Here is an 18,003-nt window from a genome sequence, read left to right as displayed (position 1 = left end):
TAGTGTATGTAGCATGAGGTTTTTTCATCTGTACACATACGAGTTCCGCTGGGTAAGTGTTTCTTATGCTATAGGCGTATGAACTTGTCCCATATAAAATAATAGGAACTAGTGTCATTAATTGTAATTGTTTTTTCATTAGATACCTTTCTTGTTAAATTGTCTTATCTTTACCATTGGCATCATAAACAATTATTATTTTGTAACGAACATCACCCGAATAAATAACGACAAACAATTACAGAAGCAATAATTCCGGCAAGATCTGCGAGCAATCCTGCTGGAATAGCATGTCGTGTACGTCGAATTCCTATAGAACCAAAATACACAGCAATGACATAAAATGTAGTTTCTGTACTTCCCATCATAGTTGCTGCAATTTTGGAAATGAGTGAATCTCCACCATATTGATGAATCAATTCTGCCATCATTCCTGTTGAGGCACTTCCTGAAAAAGGTCGGATTAAAGCCAATGGTAATACTTCTGGAGGCATGCCAATCATGGCTAGAAGCGGAGCAAGGAGATTTGCTATGAGACTAAAAAAGCCAGAGGCACGCAGCATGCCTATAGCAACGATCATTGCAATTAAATAAGGGACGATACTCAAAATTGTATCAAAACCTTGTTTCGCACCAACAATAAATGCATCAAACACATTAATTTTTTTAATTGCTCCATATAAAGGAATCCCTACGATAAAAACTATAAGCATCCAATTGGACAATTGGTTGGCGAATCCGATCATAAGCTGTCTTTCCTTCCAACACGAAACATCGGTAATTTTTCTAAATGTTTTACAGAAATAATGGCAACCAGAGTAGAAATGATTGTTGCGATCATGGAACTGACTATAACACTGCTTGGGTTGGTACTGCCATTTGCTGCCAAATATGCAATAGCAGTAGCAGGAATTATCTGCACACTTGAAGTATTAATTGCCAGGAAAGTACACATTGAATTCGTTGCAATTTTTGCATGTTGATTCAGTGCTTGCAGTTCTTTCATCGCTTGTAGACCAAACGGGGTTGCTGCATTAGCCAGCCCTAGCATATTCGCGGCAAGATTCATGGTTATAGCCCCCATTGCAGGATGTTCGGTAGGAATATCAGGGAATAGCCGTCTTAAGATCGGCTTAAGAATTTTTCCCAGCAAGTTAACCAAACCTGATTCATTTGCAATAGACATTATTCCCAGCCATAAAGTCATGATTCCTGCTAAACCAAGGGCGATTTCAAAGCCAAGTTTGGCGGATTCAGTGACGGCGCGTGCAACCTCATCAATACGCCCCTCAATCACCCCAACTATTACAGAAATCAGTATCATCCCCAGCCAAATTAAATTGAGCATTCTTGCCTCCATACTCTAGAACAGGTTAAAATGAAATTCTTTTTTGGCTTTAGATAGAAAAAACTGATGAAGTACACTCTTACTCCCTTAAAACATCTGGTTTTTATAACCTGTCTTCTCATTTCTTTTCAGAGTAATGCTTTTGATTCGAATAGTACTGAAAAACAGGCTAATTCCTCAATAGAAGAACTATACCATAGACTGAGCAGCATGCCGAATAGTTCTATGCCCGACAGAATAGATTGGATTAGCAGCCAATTTTTAGGAGTGCCTTACCTTCTTGGCTCTCTTGGAGAAGGTTCATCAGCACAATACGATCAATTTCCCAAATATCGTGTTGATGCATTCGACTGTGAGACGTATGTTGACACTGTTTTGTCTTTAGCTGTGGCAAACTCCCTTTCATCATTTCAACAATGTATCGATAACATACGCTATAAAAACGGAACCGTCTCTTACCTATATCGAAATCATTTTACTGGCTTGGATTGGAATCAAAATAATCAGCACAGTGGAATACTGAAAGACATTACGCTCACCATTAAAGACCAAAATAATCAACCAGTAGCCAAAATTGCTGATGCAATCATTAATAAGCCCAATTGGTATGCCTTTAAAACTGTAGAAACAATTAGACTAGAAAATGCAGATAATGCGAAAGAACGGAACCGATTGGCCGAATTAAAAAGAAAAGGGGCAAAATTAGAAGTCGCTTCAGAAAAAGTTCCTTATCTTCCTTTTACTGCGTTATTTTCCGAAAATAAACCAAATATGTATTTATTCGCACAAATTCCTCATGGAGCAATTATTGAAATCGTTAGACCAAACTGGGATTTAAGTCAAAAAATTGGCACTGCGTTAAATATTTCACATTTAGGCTTTGCAATTAGAAATAATGGTCAATTGTATTTTCGCGAAGCTTCGTCAGAATACGGCAAAGTAGTTGATGTTCCATTAATTGATTACCTTAACAAAGCACAAAATAGTCCAACAATTAAAGGCATCAATGTCCAAATCATTGTACCTAAAAGTCCATTAATAGACTGTAAAATGCCTGTTTAAAATCAAGCTTAATTTGGGTAAACTACAGTCAAAAGCAGCCTGGAATTAGAACTAAGGAAAATCCGTGGGTTATGCTTTCCCAAAGGCCATCCAAGTGTAGGAACCATTAAAATGAATTACGGATTAACGCACAAACCTACTTTATCAACTAGTGAATGTCTGGTTCTTGGGGTATTTTCTGATGCTGAGTTAACCGATTTTGCTTTGACTCTTGATAAAGAGCATCACGGCCTAATCAGTAGGCTTATTAAGAAAACCTCTGATACTGGCGATACACAATGGCATCATGATGTGCATGGTAGTATATTCATCATTCAATGCGGCGAACAAACAAAATTTACTCCTCCTCAACTAAAAAAAAGGCTAGGTGAGATTACAGGAGCATTAATTAAGCACCGCATCCGAACTGCAACTGTATGTTTGCCATTACTCACTCAATATTCTGCAGATTGGCAATTGGAGCAAATGGTTATCCAAATAGATAATCAATGTTATCAATTACTCGATTTTAAAAAGAAAAAAGCAAAACCCCATCAACTAGAAACTATAACTTTTTATTTGCCCAATGCCAGTGAAGAAGGATTAAAATCAGGCCAGGCAATTGCAGCAGGTGTTGAATTGACGCGCCATCTGGCAAATATGCCAGCCAATATCTGTACCCCTACCTATTTGGGCGAACAAGCATTACAGCTAGCCAAACAATTCACCCAACACATGAATTGCAAGGTTATGGGCCCTGATGAAATGCGCAAAATGGGTATGGAGACTTTACTAGCAGTTGCCCAAGGCTCAGCTCAGCCACCAAGGCTCATAGACATCCATTACAAAGGAGCTGGTGATTTACCCCCAATAATTTTGGTGGGCAAAGGAATTACTTTTGATTCGGGTGGATTATCCATCAAACCAGCAAATGCGATGGATGAAATGAAATACGATATGTCGGGTGCTGCCAGTGTATTAGGCGCCTTAAAAGCCTGTGCTTTATTAAAGCTTCCCATCAATGTTATAGGTTTAATCGCCAGTGCTGAGAATATGGTAAGTGGCACCTCAGTTAAGTCGGGAGATATTGTCACCAGCATGTCAGGACAAACTGTCGAAATTATTAATACCGATGCCGAGGGCCGCCTGGTCTTAGCTGATGCACTCACTTATGCAGAACGGTATCAGCCCCAATTTGTCATCGATGTTGCAACACTTACTGGTGGAGTTATTGTCGCCTTAGGGACAGTAGCGTCCGGTTTCATGACCCAGGATGAAGAGTTAGCACAACTGATTGAGAACGCAGCTAAAGAAAGCAATGACAGAGTATGGCGTATGCCTTTAGATGATGAATACCAAGATGCTCTTGATAGCCCTTTAGCAGATATGATCAATGCAGGCTTTGATCGTACGGCAAGCAGTGTTACTGCAGCGTGTTTCCTATCTCGCTTTACAGAAAAATATCGTTGGGCACATTTAGACATTGCAGGTACAGCCTGGGTTTTTGGTAAAAATCGTAATGCCACAGGTAGGCCAGTTCCTTTACTCACTCAAATAATACGCCATGCCGCCAATTCGTGTTGATTTTTATTTATTAGCGAGCGACCAGAATGATGCACGTTGGCTGGTCGCCTGCCGTCTTTTGGAAAAAGCTTATACTAAAGGCCATAAAGTTTATGTCTTATGCAAGGATAAACAGGATGCGGAACTTTTAGATGAGCTGTTATGGACTTTTAAAGAAGACAGCTTTATTCCACATAACCTCCAAGGCGAAGGCCCCATACCCCCTCCGCCAATACAAATTGGTTATGAGTACGAGCCCAGAGGATTTAATGATATTTTATTGAATCTTGCGAGTCACGTTCCGGATTTTTACCCTAAATTTAAGCGTATTATGGAAATCGTAATCAATGTAGAAGCGGACAAAGAACAAAGTCGCGCGCATTATAGAGACTATAGAGCAAAAGGTTGCGAGTTGCATACACATCAGATTGATTAAACAGTCTACAAAATACATGCGGCCTGTGTAGCATGAGAGATTCCCATAAAATCTCAACAGGAAAAAACGTAGTAGCCTGGGTGCAGCGCAGCGGAACCCGGGTTTCGGTGTGCTACACCCAGGCTACAAAAACAATAAGCAATACATTAGTCCCAAAGAATATCTTTATCTTTTTTTATTGCTGCTTGGAGCAAGCTAATTAAAGGAACAGCTCGTTTTGCCAAACTGATTTCCTGTTCATTGTCTTCATCATCCTCAACAATTTTTGTTTCTTTTTTAAGAGCAGCCTGTAACCTTTCTAATGCTTCAGGAAGATGCTCGGATTTAATCGCCCCAGGAATGGTACCGCTATGCCCCATTAAAGAAAGCAGACGTTTGGCTATATCTGCAAAATAAGTAATATCTTCTAATAAGCATCTGCTTGAAATGTTACTAACATCAAAAATCTCCTTTTAAACTCGATATTATTACCCATAAGCCTTTAGTAAATATTCTGCAACAGTATGTAACCCCATCGCTTCTCCCCCTCAGGCTTTCCTGCCTTACTGCCTAAATTCCATGCCATAATGTCAAAATGCATCCATGGGATGGATTTTGTTATGAAACGTTGAAGAAACAAACCTGCAACAATTGCTCCTGCAAAAGGATGATCACTGGAATTAGTTAAATCAGCAACACTTGAGCGAAGCAATTCCTCATAAGGAGCAAATAAAGGCAAACGCCAGACCGGATCAGCTGCTTTATGGGATGCTGCCGTTACTTCTGCAGCCAATTGATCATTATTAGTAAACAGAGCAGCAATTTCGGTACCCACTGAAACTCGAGCAGCTCCTGTTAACGTCGCAAAATCAATGAGTAATTCAGGCAGCTCTTCGCATGCCTTTACCAAAGCATCAGCCAAAACCAAACGTCCTTCTGCATCTGTATTATGCACTTCCACCGTTAAACCATTACGCATTGTGATGACATCGCCAGGTCTAAATGCATCAGGCCCTATAGAATTTTCAACTGCGGGAATAAGTATTTGTAGACGAATGGGTAAATTGCGAGTCATTATCCATTGCGCAAGACCTATTACATGTGCTGCGCCACCCATATCTTTTTTCATTAAACGCATACCCGATGCCGATTTAATATCCAGACCTCCGCTATCAAAACAAACTCCTTTTCCTACCAAGGTAACATGAGGATTTTTCTCATCACCCCAAGTTAATGACAACAAACGAGGCTCTGATTTGGCAGCACGCCCCACTGCATGAATTGCTGGAAAATTATCTTTTAACAATTCATCGCCAACCCATTGCCTGAATTGTGCTTTATGTGTTTTAGCTAATTGTTCTACTACCTCAGCTAATTCTTTGGGACCTAAATCGCTTGTTGGTTTGTTGATTAAATCCCTCACCAGAAAATGAGCTTGGGTTAATGCCAAAAGGGGATTTAAATTATCTGGATGAATCATTAAAAGCCGGGGTTGCAGATCGGTTTTTTTATATGCATCAAAACGGTATTGCGCCAAAGCCCAGCTCATTGCTGCTTCCTGAGTACAAGTACCTTGCACCTGATAAATATTAGGAGGAAGTAATAGCGCTGCATTAGCTAAAGCTTGAACCTGATTCCCATCACCTGTACCAATATACGCTTTATCCATTAATCCATCTGAGTTTTGAATAAAACAAGAATCACCGACTTTTCCTTTAAATTGGTGCAAGGCAAGACAATTTTGCTCTGCTGGAGCAAGTATGCTTAGTCCTTCTTCCCATTGGCTTTGTGAAATCAAATAAAGAGGAATAGCTCTGTCGCTCTGGGTTTCATAAAATAATTTTGCTTGCATATTTTTATTCCTTCACTTGGCCACGAAAATGAGCAGGTCTAAGCCCGGCTAATCCCAGGACTAATAAATAAATGATTACGGCAACTAATACGTGAACGGATAATAAGCCTAAACGCGTACCTGGGGGAAACTGAGCCAATAACTTACTGTACCATTCATGAGAATTAAATAAATACTAATTGCCACGTTAGCAAAGAGTAATTGTATACTGTATTTTACCCATCCCGGTGAGGGTTTGAATACCCCTCGCTTAATGAGTAAAAATAATAAAGTTCCGCAATTGACATAGCCTGCCAATGCTGAAGCTAAAGTCAAACCTGCATGAGCAAAATGCCAAACAAAAAGAAAACACAACAACGTATTAATCACCATAGAAATCGCCCCCACCTTAACTGGAGTACTGATATCTTGTCGTGCATAAAAACCAGAAGCCAATACTTTGACCATCATAAAAGCAGGTACGCCTGCACCAAGAGTAATCAGGCTTTTTTGTGTCTGAAGCACATCGTAGACAGTAAACTTGCCATAAGCAAAGCAACTGGCAATTAAAGGCATAGCAAACAAACACAGCCCCAGACCCGCAGGAATTCCTATAAGTAAAATAGAACGCAATCCCCAATCCAACGCGCTTGAGTATTGGCTTATGCTTTGTTCGGCATGTCTTCGCGATAAATGCGGAAGAATTACCGTTGCAATCGCTACCCCAAAAACTCCTAATGGGAAATCTGTAAGGCGGTCTGTGTAATACAACCAAGAAACACTGCCAATTTTTAAAAAGGAAGCAAAAATACTGTCAACCATTAAATTAAGTTGGGCAATAGAAACGCCAAATAAAGCCGGAATCATGAGCTTAAGCACTTTATTCACTCCAGCATCATTTCTTACCAACTGGGGTTTTACCAATAAATTCCTTTGATACAAAAACGGAATTTGAAAAAGCAACTGCGCAATACCAGCAATAAGAACCCCCCAAGCTAAACCTACTACAGGTCGTGGTAAATGAGGGCATAAATAGATCGCTGCAAGAATCATACTGATGTTCAGTAATACCGGTGTAAACGCGGGGATTGCAAAATAGCCATAGGTATTTAATACAGCCCCAGCCATAGCAGTCAACGAAACCAGCATTAAAAAAGGAAAGGTAATGCGCAGCATTTCTGTTGCCAATACAGCACGACTACTGTCATGACTAAAACCTGGGGCAAATAAAAAGATGATCACAGGTGCAGCAAACATCCCGATTAACGTGACAACACTGAGAATAGAACCTAAATATCCCGCAATACGTGCAATAAAAACACGTACATCGTTTGGAGAGCGTGTTTTTTGATATTCAGCCAGGACAGGTACAAAAGCTTGAGCAAAAGCTCCTTCTGCAAAAAGACGACGCATAAAATTAGGAATGCGGAATGCTACAAAAAAAGCGTCCATACCGGCTTGGGCACCAAAAAAATTAGCAAGAACCATATCGCGCAAAAAACCTACAATACGTGAAATAAAGGTCATTACTGAAACCAGTGTCGTTGAACGCAATAAGCTCTGCCGTTTAGGTACCATAATCTCTGAATCGGTTGTTGACATAATTTTTATGCACAAAGTAAAAATACTTTATAATATACTAAATGAATCGGCTGTCATAATCTTAAATAACAGCATATCCGCCTTTGCATTGAAATAACCTGAACCAGGTAGATATCCTATTCCCTCATGTCATTTGAGCATAAATAATACATACCGCAATTGAGAGAATCAATTTATACTTTAGAAACAAAGAAGTCTATTGACAAATTCTAACTCATTGTGCATGATCATCATCTTTTGTACCGTCTGAATGAGTGGAGATTTTTAAGTGGCAAATATTAAATCAGCGATCAAACGTGCTCGCCAAAACGTAAAACTACGTCAACACAACGCCAGTGCACTTTCTATGTTCCGCACTTACATCAAAAATGTAATTAAAGCTGTTGAATCAGGTGATAAAGAAGCCGCTCATGCTGCCTACACCAAAGCACAACCAATTATTGATAAGGCTGCTGGAAAAGGTTTGATTCATAAGAATAAAGCTTCTCGTATTAAAAGCCGCCTGGTAGCTCGTGTTAAGGCAATGACCGCTTAATCTTTCAATTCACTTCATAAAATTCGAACTGGCAGTGCCAGTTCGAATTTCTTTACAATACTGATATTACCCTTATACTAAAAAAACCGTAGCTTTTGAGCAACACCCAAGACACGTAATAGCTCAGTTCTCAGTTAAGGTACTCGAGCGTCGGATTTGCGTGCAGCCTTTGTGAGCCAAAATTTTTCTAAACAAGCGCAACATACATCAACATGTGACATTGATTAGAAAATTTTATCCGCACGATGCGCTCAACACACCACTCCCTGATAGCGACGGAACACTTAGACATAACCTGGATTTACTTTGCCCGGGTTATGATTAAAAAAGGGTGAATAGCTGTGGCTGCAGGTTAACATCCTAAAGAAAAGGACTCATTCATTGCTATTATTGGTAGCTCTTGCATTTAATATCTCTTCCATCAGTGATTCATGGAAATCAAATGACTCCAATATAGTGAGAAAATGTCTGTTTCTTTTGAGGATCTTAATAATCTCTCCACTTACCATATCGTCTTCTGGATAAGGTAATAATCGCTCTAAAGCGCCCTTAAGCAAGCGATTTCTATTTTGGACTTCATCCTCTATTTCATCAACAACATCTAGTGAGGGAGCTTCATGCAGGCGCTCTTTAAAAAGCTTTTGGTTGATTTATAAGTAATTCTGCAATAGGCTTAAGTTCTTTTAGTTTGTTAATAAAAACCAATAATTCAGTTTGTTGTTTTATGGTTAGATTGGATAATGCTTCCTGCAGACTTAATCGTTCTTTTTTGTCTATAATATTTTTTGTTGCGATCTCTGTATAATTCAACAAGGTCATTGCATTTTTGAAATTAGGGAGGTCAACCATGTACGCCTTCACTTTTGATATAGTCTCTTCATCTGTTCCATTTGTAAGCTCCAATAAAAAGCGATGAACATTTTTTTCTTCGTTGATTGTCAATTGAACAACACCGTCGAACTCTTCTTTTGTAATTTGCCGCATAGAGCTTATCTTGCCAACATATTCAGCGTATTACAAAAAGTATCTACTTTTGTTTTAGCGTCAGTAAAACCATCAATGACTCGCTGAGCATTTCTCTTTTTTTCCTGAAAAAGCTTACACATTCCTATTTCCTCAATGTAATTAGCGTCGTGTACTTAATTGTAAATATTGACTGTACATCCGTTCTCCCTTCTGCTGCGTACTTTCGTTTTCCTTTGCAATTGACCAAGGAAAGTAGTGCTGGCATGTATACTCAATACCACTTCCGACGCTTTTACTTTCGGATCAAAAGAGTTCCATGCGTGCCCAGTACTTCCACCACTTCCTGCTTATCTCTTTCAGGTTCCTTAGCTTTAGGAGTTGCTTTTTCAGGTTCCTTAGGGCTCACTTTTTCAAGTCCTTCACCAATGCTCCCACTAATCGGTAAAGTGCCAGCTAATCTTTTTCTCGCATCCTCAAGCATAAATGCTCTTGCTTTATCTATAGCAGATTGAACACTGTGCGCCCACTTTGGAACGTCAGGTAGTTCCTTTTTAAGTTTATCATCCCTGCCATACCCGCGTTTTAGCGAGATATCGTGTTCCTTTAATTTTACTGGGATCAGTTATTTCAGGAGTAAGTCCTCTGCTCCACCCGTACTTCTGAACGCTACGAATTCATTATACTCATTATCCACTTTCTCTAATAATGCACTTAGGCTTTCCGTTGTCAGGCCTTCTCTCACAATCCGCTCTATTTCCTTTCTCGCTGCTTGATAATCTACTTTGAGTTCTGTCATATTAATTCGACAAGGTTCCTGTTGGTGGGCAAATAACTCCAACTCAATCACATCTTCTAATTCTAGTTTTTGTGATGGAGAGCTGAAGTATTCCTCTTCCAGTGAAGGTTTCGCTCCCTCTTTTGCAACCCATCCCAAATAAACTGTTCGAATTTTTACAGATCTCGTCAATTTCACCCTCTTCAAAAAATTCTTGATAAATTTCAGTTTTGGCGAGAGCAACCATGTGTTGATTAAAATCTTTAGGTGTATATGCTTTATTATTCTTTAATCGGTAATGATTGTGATTATGTCCAAACTCTAATGGTAGATGATGCATTAACTTACCATGGAGGTCGTCACTGCCTCTGAGATATAAATCGCATCCATCCTCAACTTCCTTATGAGCCTTCGCTGCAGCATTATATAATTTATCTCTAAAATCTTGAGGATATTGATCCATTCCATCTGGAGCCCAAAAGTACCAAGTTAAGCTGAATCCTTTAACCTGGACAGCAACGCGAACATTTATTTTTTCGCCTTCATCCCTAATTTCATAAACAACTCCTTTGGTCAATCTAAATTTATAACCTTCTTCATTAAGCTCTTGCTCTCTTTTTCTATATTGTGCTTTATTGCCTGATGCAACAAGCAATTGAAGCTCATTAGTTTGTTCTGTATTTGATATGAAGTAAATTTTTTAACGGTATGTTTTTTCTTTAAAAAAACAAAAAAAGGATTTGGCATAATGACCACCACATCAATTACAAAAAGATCCCATATTGGCCGGGCATTTTAACTTATGACCAAAATATAATCAATGATTATTCTTTAAAGACACCAACACGTTATTGGATATTAAGAAATTTTAAAAAGAAATATCAAAGTGAAGAACACGAATTTAAAAGCTGCAGCAAGCAGCTTCTTTCTTATCTGCCTCTTCTTTTTTTACCGCTCTTGCTTTATCCATATAGCAGGATTGAAAAAAAAATTGTTTTTCACCCAGGTTATTTTTTGTCAAAAAAAAACTGGAATCAAAGGGGGCAGAACTTGGCTTTTGGCTTGCAGTTCCAAAGAGTCGATGAACATCTGCTTGAGTCAGGGAGTGCGCCTTTACTATTTTTTCTACAAAAAATGATTTTGGTTCGCCATCTAAAGAAAAAGACATTTCTACCGCTGATTTAGAAGAAGCCAATTTACAAATGGTATTCTGAAGCTTCGTTTTCAGAAATGAATTTTTATTATTACTCAATGTGTTTATCAATACCCGTAAAGGCGAAAGCGTATAATCACCTATAGTACTTTTTGGAGCCTGGTGAGTAAATGCAGAACCTAAATCTTCGGGATCATTTTTTATAAAATCATTTAAAAAGTCGATAATTGGTGCTATTTGAAGTTGATGATCGATGGCAACAGTCAATGCACGCACTATCATCATGATACCATTTAAATCAACATGCTCACCACTATGAATCGTTTGTGTTAATGCCGAAGTAACTTTGCCATCTAAGTTGCTCCTCCAAATCTCATGTACTGCATCAATCAAAGTACCTATAGCCTCTGAATTTTGATCAATATATGCAGCAGAAACTAGTGAAGTAAGAATAATGTGCAGCGTATGCTTACCTTTATAAGGACCGACTTTATGAATTTGCATAAAGAATTAACCAGGTGATCAGGGCACATCTTATTGACATCAATCAGAATACGACTAAGAATTTGCACTACTTTAGGATTATCCTCTACTGCATTCTTTAATCCACCCATTAATACATAGATACTGCTTTTATCTTTAAAAGAACCATAAATAACTTCCTCAGTTAAAGCAGCACTTATAATTCCAGGGGACTTCTTAACAAAACTTCTTAGAAGCTCAGCAATTAATTCCGCTGTTGGCTGATTATCAGACATTGAAGTAGCATTTGCCAATGCGCGCGCAAGTACAAGAATTGCATTTTTTCCTTTTTCACTGCCCTTCTCTACATTTTTTGCAATAACGGAAGAAAGTTCATCACCTGTTTTCTCTAACAGCTGACTGAAAATATAGTTAATTGCCACAACCACTGAATTATTTCTGGAATCGAAAGTAGCAGTAAAGAGGTTATCCATCCAAGCATAAGCTACAGTTTGACCCTCAAAAACTCCCCCGAGAGTCTGAGAAAGGATTGAAACTAAAGGCTCTGCATTTTCATCATTGTATAAATTATATAAAAGTGCACAAATCTGCTGTGCTGCTTTCTCATCATATAGATTCAACGCACATTGGAGCGCGTACGTTAACCAGTAACCCAAATTACTTTCTGCTAAAGTTGCATACGGAGTTTCATTTATGAAATGATTAAGCTGAGTAATCAACCATTCAAGTTCTGTGCTCGAAAGTTGGGGATCCTTAGCACCTGGATATTGATCAAATGGGATAGTTAGAAAACCTGTTGGGAAAAGGTCTAGAGGATTACCCATGTAAATTTGTCCCAAAAAAATACAACATTATTATTTTATTATGATACCAAATGAATTGATACACAAGAAATTTTATTGGCATTAAGTTATTGATTTTAAAAGTCGTAGTCTGGGGAGGCACTTTTTGTTACATCGAACCCAGACCACTATTATTATTCTCGCCCATTCAAGGCGTTAGGTTGGGGAAAATATCCGCGAAGTCGCTTGCATTTTTTCATTTTCTATATAATTTCTTCCTATTATCTGACATACATTTTTCTTATCGTTTTTTGATAAATAAGAAGCTACCGCCTCAAGATCGTTATAATCTTCCGCATCTTCAGGGGCAGAAATCTCAGAAGGATAATCCTTATCGATTTTCCATTCATCCACTATTGCCCAATAAATAGAATTAAAAAGCATTTTAGCGTGATGAATTTTATCTTGTAATTTTTTCTCTTCCTTACTTCGGGGTACAGAAAATAAAGAAAGAGCAAAGCCTTGCCAACCTGATATTTTAGTATCTTTTTTAGGCTCAATGATGGCAAACGCCCTATAGCACTTCACGATCACATCAGCTAAATCATCTTTATATTTAGTTAAATAAGCTTCTTCTTCTTTGAATTTCTTAGAGAAAGATGCATTTCTTATTGCCCATTCCAGACATTGTAACTTCCTGACAATATCTTTCACCTCATTGCGATACTCAGTATCTATATTAACTAAATCTGCTGACTCTTCTGATAATTTATCAAAACGTTGTGGCGGGACACTCCAATATAATTTTACATCTTTATCTCCCCAGTTTCGAGAGAACACCTGTCGACCTGATGATTTAGTATGCGGACGTAATGTTCCTTCGCTATGTAATAAGATAGGCTCCAAACCAGAAATAAATCGCGGGAAAGAGGAGTTTTTGAACGGTGCAAGCTGCTTTTCAGTGAGGATACCCTCTAACAGAGCAACCGCCCTGGTTTTACAGGTATTTGAATTTTCAAGACTGGGTACAGGAACCCAAAAGTCAAACCCTAAGAAGCTCACCTGCCTGTAACCCAATGATAAATGAAAATCAAAAGGTTTCAATCGAGATGGACGCCCTTCAATTTTGGCCTTAATTTGCTCAATCTCAAAAATTTGTCTGGAATAGGCCTCTTCTTTATAAATTCTTCCCTCCCTTTGCGGATCAACTTTAAAATTTTGACCATCCCCTACTATTTCCTTTATAGCAGCCTCTTGATCTGCCTTTTCTTTTGCACATCTCCTTTGCAGTTCTTCAAATTGCTGCTGAGTGAGCTCAAAAGTATATCCATGTAAACCATATCCAAGATCCATGAAACGAATTTCTTCATGGACCAACATACCGTGATTACCTTGCAAATCGACATCCAAATGATTTTTTCTTTTAAATTGTTCGAAACGACTGTTTTTATCTCCAGTACTAGTAACACCATAGAAGCCCCAAGTCTCAACGACTTCAAGCATCTTCTTGCTTTTATCCAGTTTCGATAGATAAAAGGAACCATGCCAAAAAGGATTCCCGCCTATAGTATGATCAAATACACAAAAAGATACTGAATATTCCATTTCAACACCCCTGTTATTTACATTAGACATTCCGTTATAAAACTAGATAAGGCAAAAGATATTTTGAGTAAAAATTATAAAAGATGCAAGATTTTATCCCAAGGAATAAATCTAAATAAAAATTTAATTTAGATTCAATAAATTAATCTAATGAAGTTAATGCAATGAGGACAAACGATACGGTTAGGCTTTCCCGGGTTACACATTTGCTTCACTCGGGCTTAGCCTATAAGGAATGGATCAATTAACCAAAAATACTCCCTTTTTGTATCTGGTTCAATTGATCAAAAGCTCGTTTTGCTGGGATAAAGTTAGGATATTGAGTTACTAAACGTTGTAAAATCATACGTGATAAAATTTCATCTCCCTGATTCCACTCATTTAATGCTTGAAGATACATAAAGTCAGCAGTCTGTCCCGCAATAACAGGTACTTTATTTATCAAAATAGGCTCAATAAAACTGACACGAGCTTGAGTTTGTGCTTCCATTCTTTGCAGGGCTTTACGAGCCTGGAGACTACCATTATCACTGGCTTGCTGCAATAATTCCTTGCCTTTGGAAAGAGAACGCTCACCCACAGTACCTTCAAGATAATAAGTACCTAACTGATATTGTGCATACGCATTTTGGCGTGCGGCCAGTTTTTCATAAAAGCCTGCCGCCATTTTGGGGTTTTTCTCCACACCTAAGCCATAATGATACATTCGTGCTAGGGCCAACATCGCTTTCTCATTACCTTTATCTGCAGATTGCTGGTAATAATTGAGCGCGTTATTAAAATCAAGTTTGGTGATAAAACCCGTTTCCGACAATAATCCTAATTGATAAAGGGCATTGGCATTACCTAATTCTGCCGCCTTTTTATACCAGGATAAAGCTTGCTGTGTATCGCGAGGTTGACCCAATCCATTGAAATAAAGAGCTCCTAATTGATTCATTGCCTCATGAACTTGATGAGTTGCTGCTTCAACAAATAAATCTCTAGCTTTTTGATAATTGACAGGGGTTCCTTTACCGTATAAGTACATTAACGCCAAATCATATATCCCTAAAGCATCCCCTTTCATAGCAGCTTGTTCATAAGCCTTTAATGCCTGAACGTAATTGTCATTGACTGTTTCATCAATAAACCCTAATGCAACGGAGGCTTCAGGTAGGGTTGCAGCTGCCTTTTCATACCATTGCTTCGCCAAATTATAATCAGGCTCAGCATTCTCACCCAGCTGATAAAACTGACCCAATTGATACTGTGCGAGAGGATTTCCCTGTTCTGCAGAAGCAGTATACCAACGTTGTGCACCTGCGAGATCAGGTTCAGAACCTAAACCGTTTTCCAGCATATAAGCCAGTTTCAGTTGTGCATACTGATCCCCTTTTTCAGCCAAGCCAGTATAAATTTGTTTGGCTTCTTGCATTTTTTCCGGATCAGAATTTTCTGCCAAATAATAATCTGCTAAAACAATCCCAGCATGGCTGTTTCCTAATTTATATGAACGTATTAAATTAGGTAAAAAGTCTTGTCCAGTTTCTTTTTGTAATACCGCTATATTAAAATCTGCATAAGAGAATTGATCGTCCACGGATTGCTGCAATTGCTCCATCCCTTTTGTCTTGTCTTGAGCTATTCCCTTCCCTTCAGAAGCATAAGTTCCCAAAATAAAATTACTTACCGCATTTTGCCCTGCTTGCTGGTACCAGGTAATTGCTTGTCCTGGGTCAGCTTTGACACCAATGCCCCGATCATAGAGTAATCCCATCAATAGTGCGGCATGTTCATTACCAGTCGCTGCTTCATCTTTGGCAATCAGAAACGCTTGTGCCTGTCTTTGTTTGTCTTGATCCATAGCATTATAATACGCGAGTGGTAGTAATGCTTGGGAAACACCTCGATCTGCTGCTCCCTGATACAATTGGCGAATCATGGCTATTTTTTGTTTTCTAACATCCACACTTAAACCACTGTCATTTTGGCGCGCCAAGCTATCCGCTAGCTCATATTCTGCAGGGCCATAATTATTGGCCGCAGCCAGGTACAACATAGACGTTGCTTGCTCTTGATTGGGCTGAATGTATACTGTGCCGTCTGGGCCAGTTATCCCCTGTGAAAGAATTCTAGCCAGAACGTATTGGGATCTTTTATTTCCTTTAAATGCAGCATCAGTTAAATCATTGAGCGCCAACTGATAATCCTTTTTATCTTTGGCATGCTGCAAATATAAAATAGCCAAATTGTATTCTGCGCCCAGATGCTGCTGTTGTGCTGCATTTTGATAAAAAATAATGGCCGAAGAATCACTTTGTCCCACACCAATACCGTACTGAAACATTTGTCCTATTTGAAATTGTGATTGGGCATCACCTAATATTGCTCTAAAGTATAAATGATTAAATACAGACATATAGTTAAGTTGTGCTTGCCAATCCTGAGTCCACAAATCCATAACATGGGCTTGGGAATTATCATCATAATCATAAAAGTTGGCATCGATATAAGGTGTAGGCAAATTAATTCGCGTATATATAGGCGTGTTTATTCTCTCTAAGACTGATAACTGATGATCTAAAGGATAATGAGGATAGGTCCATTGATTCGCCTGGAAACCAGGAGTCTTACTTAAGAGAGCATCATAATAACTGGTTATAGGAACATCATTAGGCTGAACTAATTCAAACTGTGGATGAAAAACAGACTGGCGCATCATCTTTTTCAGTTGAGGCCCCTGGTTGTAAGCAAAATCGCCTAATACCATGGGGTTATGCCAAGCACTCAATATCCCTTTCATTTGAAAATCTGTTTGTTCTAATTTATCAGTCGTACCATTACTTAACCACAGTGCAGCCTGTGCTAAAGCGGCCTCCTGATTTTTAGCACTTTCATCTTGCATCGCCTGATTTAGCCATTGCTTTGCCAAGTCGGGAGCCACTTCAACACCTATTCCTTTTTGATACATTTCAGCTAATTCACGTTTGGCTTGCGGCAATCCATTCTGAGCTGCTTTCAAAGTCCACATGTATGCAGTTTTTGGATCGTAAACTGGACTTTTTTGCTGTAAATAAATATGAGCCAGATCCAAATAGGCTTCATTATTCTGTTGATTGCCCGCTTTATTAAACCACTGCAATGCTTGTTCTTTTTGGTTTTGCTCTAAAGCCAATTCTCCTAAAGCAACCATTGCAGGTGCGAAACCTTGAGCCGCAGCTTGGTTTAATAACTGCTCCCCTTTATTTTCATCTTTATCTAACATCTTTCCTTCTAGATAAAGTTCCCCTAATCTGGTTATTGCTTGAGGATTGTTATTGGCAACTGCTTTATTTAACCAAATGAGACCCAACTTTCGATTGGATGCATTACGGCTTTCGATAAAGTTTTTTGCTAAGGTAAATTGTGCTATGGAGTTACCATTTTTTGCCGCATTTATGTAATAACGAGTTGCCGCATCCATATTCTTCTTAACCCCAACTCCATACATATAAGCCGCTGCTGTAAACATTTGGGCATCTACATCACCTGCATCTGCCGCCTTTTTAAACCATGTAAAGGCTTGTTGCGGATCTTTATCATGCAATAGGGTGTATTTGGCCATAAGCTGAATGGCGGGGAGGTATCCTTTTTGTGCCGATTGAGTAAAATAGCGTATCGCTAACAAACTATTTTTGAGTTGGCCATATCCATAAAGATAAATTCGCCCTAAGTAATAATCAGCAACTGCATTTTTACCCGACTGACTCATTAAAGGTTCTATCGCTTTATTATAATTCCCTAATCGATAAGCACTGAAATCATCAGCAAAAACGTTTTGCCCAGCTGATGCAACAAATAAACATACCCAAGGTACTAGCGATTTCATGAAAATTCTCCCTCTTTGCATGCCAATTTAACCCGAATTATTATTATACGTTCA

The 18,003-nt window shown here is 38.7% G+C and carries 14 protein-coding genes and 3 pseudogenes; 4 read left to right on the top strand and 13 right to left on the bottom strand.

Annotation, left to right across the window (positions count from 1 at the left end; genetic code table 11):
* Positions 1-212 precede the first annotated feature (212 nt).
* Together FOLKNPGA_RS18410 and FOLKNPGA_RS18405 are read right to left on the bottom strand one after the other, a co-directional pair.
* Entirely contained in the window at positions 213-746 is a 534-nt protein-coding gene (locus tag FOLKNPGA_RS18410) for a spore maturation protein (protein WP_182350467.1), read from the bottom strand.
* Positions 743-1,348, bottom strand: coding sequence for a nucleoside recognition domain-containing protein (locus FOLKNPGA_RS18405; protein ID WP_182350468.1), 606 nt, complete (start codon positions 1,346-1,348; stop codon positions 743-745). Before FOLKNPGA_RS18405 ends, FOLKNPGA_RS18410 begins: the two co-directional genes overlap by 4 nt.
* A 66-nt stretch (positions 1,349-1,414) precedes the next feature.
* Here FOLKNPGA_RS18405 and FOLKNPGA_RS18400 point away from each other — a divergent pair, with 66 nt between their 5' ends.
* From FOLKNPGA_RS18400 to FOLKNPGA_RS18390, 3 genes are all read left to right on the top strand, one after another.
* Positions 1,415-2,410, top strand: coding sequence for an N-acetylmuramoyl-L-alanine amidase-like domain-containing protein (locus tag FOLKNPGA_RS18400; protein WP_182350469.1), 996 nt, complete (start codon positions 1,415-1,417; stop codon positions 2,408-2,410).
* A gap of 111 nt (positions 2,411-2,521) precedes the next feature.
* Positions 2,522-3,973: a leucyl aminopeptidase gene (locus FOLKNPGA_RS18395; RefSeq protein WP_182350470.1), complete on the top strand. Its 1,452-nt coding sequence runs from the start codon at positions 2,522-2,524 to the stop codon at positions 3,971-3,973.
* Positions 3,954-4,388, top strand: coding sequence for a DNA polymerase III subunit chi (locus FOLKNPGA_RS18390; RefSeq protein WP_182350471.1), 435 nt, complete (start codon positions 3,954-3,956; stop codon positions 4,386-4,388). Before FOLKNPGA_RS18395 ends, FOLKNPGA_RS18390 begins: the two co-directional genes overlap by 20 nt.
* A gap of 146 nt (positions 4,389-4,534) precedes the next feature.
* On the opposite strand, the pseudogene FOLKNPGA_RS18385 reads toward FOLKNPGA_RS18390, so the two are convergent.
* The 3 pseudogenes from FOLKNPGA_RS18385 to murJ all read right to left on the bottom strand — a co-directional run bounded on the left by FOLKNPGA_RS18385 (position 4,535) and on the right by murJ (position 7,800).
* Positions 4,535-4,827 (bottom strand): annotated as a pseudogene (locus tag FOLKNPGA_RS18385) (DUF1840 domain-containing protein).
* A 28-nt stretch (positions 4,828-4,855) separates the two neighbouring features.
* A pseudogene (locus tag FOLKNPGA_RS18380) lies at positions 4,856-6,219 on the bottom strand (M17 family metallopeptidase).
* Positions 6,220-6,223: 4 nt separating this feature from the next.
* Positions 6,224-7,800, bottom strand: a pseudogene (gene murJ, locus FOLKNPGA_RS18375) (murein biosynthesis integral membrane protein MurJ).
* 268 nt (positions 7,801-8,068) lie between these two features.
* Between murJ and rpsT the strand changes: the two are divergent.
* Positions 8,069-8,335: a 30S ribosomal protein S20 gene (rpsT, locus tag FOLKNPGA_RS18370; protein WP_182352950.1), complete on the top strand. Its 267-nt coding sequence runs from the start codon at positions 8,069-8,071 to the stop codon at positions 8,333-8,335.
* A 630-nt stretch (positions 8,336-8,965) separates the two neighbouring features.
* Here the strand turns inward: rpsT and FOLKNPGA_RS18365 are convergent.
* From FOLKNPGA_RS18365 to FOLKNPGA_RS18330, 8 genes are all read right to left on the bottom strand, one after another.
* Positions 8,966-9,319: a hypothetical protein gene (locus FOLKNPGA_RS18365; protein ID WP_182352949.1), complete on the bottom strand. Its 354-nt coding sequence runs from the start codon at positions 9,317-9,319 to the stop codon at positions 8,966-8,968.
* A gap of 274 nt (positions 9,320-9,593) precedes the next feature.
* The gene (locus FOLKNPGA_RS18360; protein WP_182352948.1) at positions 9,594-9,782 is read right to left on the bottom strand and encodes a hypothetical protein; all 189 of its coding nucleotides are present in this window, start codon (positions 9,780-9,782) and stop codon (positions 9,594-9,596) included.
* 141 nt (positions 9,783-9,923) lie between these two features.
* Positions 9,924-10,148: a hypothetical protein gene (locus FOLKNPGA_RS18355; RefSeq protein WP_182352947.1), complete on the bottom strand. Its 225-nt coding sequence runs from the start codon at positions 10,146-10,148 to the stop codon at positions 9,924-9,926.
* Positions 10,141-10,731 (bottom strand): hypothetical protein, encoded by a 591-nt coding sequence (locus FOLKNPGA_RS18350; protein WP_182352946.1) that lies wholly within the window; start codon positions 10,729-10,731, stop codon positions 10,141-10,143. Before FOLKNPGA_RS18350 ends, FOLKNPGA_RS18355 begins: the two co-directional genes overlap by 8 nt.
* A gap of 246 nt (positions 10,732-10,977) precedes the next feature.
* Positions 10,978-11,733 (bottom strand): hypothetical protein, encoded by a 756-nt coding sequence (locus tag FOLKNPGA_RS18345; RefSeq protein ID WP_182352945.1) that lies wholly within the window; start codon positions 11,731-11,733, stop codon positions 10,978-10,980.
* Positions 11,667-12,536 (bottom strand): hypothetical protein, encoded by an 870-nt coding sequence (locus FOLKNPGA_RS18340; RefSeq protein ID WP_182352944.1) that lies wholly within the window; start codon positions 12,534-12,536, stop codon positions 11,667-11,669. Before FOLKNPGA_RS18340 ends, FOLKNPGA_RS18345 begins: the two co-directional genes overlap by 67 nt.
* A gap of 174 nt (positions 12,537-12,710) precedes the next feature.
* The gene (locus FOLKNPGA_RS18335) at positions 12,711-14,099 is read right to left on the bottom strand and encodes a hypothetical protein (protein WP_182350478.1); all 1,389 of its coding nucleotides are present in this window, start codon (positions 14,097-14,099) and stop codon (positions 12,711-12,713) included.
* Positions 14,100-14,343: 244 nt separating this feature from the next.
* Positions 14,344-17,949, bottom strand: coding sequence for a tetratricopeptide repeat protein (locus FOLKNPGA_RS18330; protein WP_182350479.1), 3,606 nt, complete (start codon positions 17,947-17,949; stop codon positions 14,344-14,346).
* Positions 17,950-18,003: the final 54 nt, after the last annotated feature.

The sequence above is a fragment of the Legionella sp. PC1000 genome (assembly GCF_014109805.1).
Taxonomy (GTDB): Bacteria; Pseudomonadota; Gammaproteobacteria; order Legionellales; family Legionellaceae; genus Legionella; species Legionella resiliens.
This window is presented reverse-complemented; position numbering and strand designations above follow the sequence as displayed.

Excerpts from the sequence above, each read along its gene's own strand:
- FOLKNPGA_RS18405 (WP_182350468.1), bottom strand. The coding sequence starts at position 1,348 with ATGCTCAATTTAATTTGGCTGGGGATGATACTGATTTCTGTAATAGTT.
- FOLKNPGA_RS18330 (WP_182350479.1), bottom strand. The coding sequence starts at position 17,949 with ATGAAATCGCTAGTACCTTGGGTATGTTTATTTGTTGCATCAGCTGGG.
- FOLKNPGA_RS18340 (WP_182352944.1), bottom strand. The coding sequence starts at position 12,536 with ATGGGTAATCCTCTAGACCTTTTCCCAACAGGTTTTCTAACTATCCCA.
- FOLKNPGA_RS18390 (WP_182350471.1), top strand. The coding sequence starts at position 3,954 with ATGCCGCCAATTCGTGTTGATTTTTATTTATTAGCGAGCGACCAGAAT.
- FOLKNPGA_RS18335 (WP_182350478.1), bottom strand. The coding sequence starts at position 14,099 with ATGGAATATTCAGTATCTTTTTGTGTATTTGATCATACTATAGGCGGG.
- FOLKNPGA_RS18395 (WP_182350470.1), top strand. The coding sequence starts at position 2,522 with ATGAATTACGGATTAACGCACAAACCTACTTTATCAACTAGTGAATGT.
- FOLKNPGA_RS18410 (WP_182350467.1), bottom strand. The coding sequence starts at position 746 with ATGATCGGATTCGCCAACCAATTGTCCAATTGGATGCTTATAGTTTTT.
- FOLKNPGA_RS18360 (WP_182352948.1), bottom strand. The coding sequence starts at position 9,782 with ATGCTTGAGGATGCGAGAAAAAGATTAGCTGGCACTTTACCGATTAGT.
- FOLKNPGA_RS18365 (WP_182352949.1), bottom strand. The coding sequence starts at position 9,319 with ATGCGGCAAATTACAAAAGAAGAGTTCGACGGTGTTGTTCAATTGACA.
- FOLKNPGA_RS18400 (WP_182350469.1), top strand. The coding sequence starts at position 1,415 with ATGAAGTACACTCTTACTCCCTTAAAACATCTGGTTTTTATAACCTGT.
- FOLKNPGA_RS18345 (WP_182352945.1), bottom strand. The coding sequence starts at position 11,733 with ATGCAAATTCATAAAGTCGGTCCTTATAAAGGTAAGCATACGCTGCAC.